This is a genomic window from Caballeronia sp. LZ033, assembly GCF_031451265.1.
GTDB lineage: Bacteria > Pseudomonadota > Gammaproteobacteria > Burkholderiales > Burkholderiaceae > Caballeronia.
In genome coordinates this window covers 1-1,914 of sequence record NZ_JARUXQ010000024.1, presented here as the reverse complement: position 1 = coordinate 1,914, position 1,914 = coordinate 1, and the positions used below count along the sequence as shown (strand labels likewise).

Sequence of the window (1,914 nt, the reverse complement as noted above, 5' to 3'; positions counted from 1 at the left end):
ATTGAGCGAAACACTTCCGCCGACGATCACCCCGGTGTTGGTCAGGGTATTCGAGTGCGTGGTGAGCGTGCCGCCCGCCATCATCGTGCCGCTGTTGCGGACATCGCCCGCGTTGACGTCGAGATTGCTCGCCGCCTGGAGCAGCACGCCGTTGGTGAACGTGCCGGGCAGCGTAAAGGCCAGGTCGTGCCCGGTGCTGAACTGGAAAGCAGCGGTTGGCGCAAAGTCGCCCTGGACGATCACGGTCACGTCATGCGCCGCGCTGTAGGCGCCGCCGCCCGTGAGCGTTGCCGCGTTGATCGTCAGATCACGGGTCGCGCCGATCTGGCCGCTCGTGTTCGTGATCGCGCCGGAGGTCGTGATTGCCACGTCGCCATGCGAGCCGGTCACGCTGCCGATCCCGCCGCCGCTGTTGTCGACCGTGTCGGCCTGAACTGTGACGTTCGCGCCGCTCAACTGCGCGCCTTGCGTATTGACGAGCGCGGCGCTGTCGAGCGAGATGCGGCCGTTGGCCGTCATCGTGCCGCTGCGGTTGACGATGCCGTTGCCGCTTCGCACGGCCACGTCGCCCATGCCGAGATTGCTCACGAGGCCGCTCGTGTTGTCGATGCTCGCCGCCTGAAGGTCGAGCGTGCTCAGATCAACGCCCGTGCCCGTGCCCGTGCCCGTGCCCGTGCCCGCTTGAACCTGCCCGTTCGTATTCATCAGGCGGCCGCCGCTGGCGAGCGACAGCGACCCGAGCGCGCGAATCGCGCCCCGCGTGTTGTCGACGTCGCCAGCGAAGCGCGCAGAGATCGCGCCTTGTGCGGCCAGCACGCCGTTCGCGTTGTTCAGGCCGGAAGCCTGCACCGCGAGCGTGCCCGCCGCGATGATCCGGCCGTCAACGTTCGAGAAATAGCCAGCGCCGTTACCGGGCGCAATCGTCAGCGTGCCCGTGCCAGCATCGATGATGGAGCCGCCGTCGTTGATGAGCGCGCCCGGCGCGAGCGTCAGATCCGCGCTGTTGGTCTGAAAAGTCCCACCGTTGGAATTGTCGAACGTGCCGCTGACATGGAATCCCGTCGACGTTGCGCCGTATTGCGTGATCCGGCCCGCGCGATTGATAAGGTCTGTCGTGGTGATGTCGAGCGCGTTCGCCTCGATCGCGCCCCAGGTGTTGTCAAGTGTGCCGGCACTCGTCATCGTGAGGTTCGGCGCGACGATCGAGCCGCCGCTATTGGTCAGTCGCCCGGTCCGAATCGTCTCGTTCGTGCCTGCGCCGATCTGGCCGCCGTCGTTGTTCAACGCAGCGCTGACCAGATTCACGTCCGCGTTCGACAGCAGTTTGCCGCCGGCGTTATCGAGCACGCCGTCGGCCGTCACCGCAAGGCCGTCGCGTGCCGTCATGGAGCCCGACGCGTTCACGACTGTGCCGGACACGACAGCCACACGTCCGTTACTGGCAATCGAGCCGCCGCGGTTGTCGAGCGTGTTCGCTACGGCAAGCGCGGCCGTGCCTGCGCCGGTCTGCGCGATCGTCCCGCTGCGGTTCGTGATACCCGACGCGGTGATCGTCAGCTGACTGCCTGCGATCGCGCCAGTGCTGTTGTCGATGCCGCCTGCGCGCACCTGTGCCGCGCCCGTAGCCTGCATCGTGCCGCCTAGATTCTGCAAAGCGCCCCGAACATCGCCAGTCAATGCACCGCTCGACACGACCTTGCCATCGCGGTTCGAGAGCGACGCCGCGTCCAACTGGACATCGGCCGCGCTGAGCATGCCTTGATCGTTGACCAGCGCATTCGCGGCGCTCACGTTGAGGCCGCCGCCGGCCGTGACCGTCGCGCCCGACAGGTTCGCATCGGCGGCGCGCGCCGCGAGCACGAGCGCGCCGTGCGCAGACGTAGTGCTGCCGCCGAGATCGAGCGCGCTGCCGCT

General features: G+C 67.4%; 1 protein-coding gene. It reads right to left on the bottom strand.

Annotation, left to right across the window (positions count from 1 at the left end):
* On the bottom strand, window positions 1–1,914 hold a 1,914-nt coding region (locus QCE62_RS34985; RefSeq protein ID WP_409017965.1), incomplete at both ends, for a beta strand repeat-containing protein.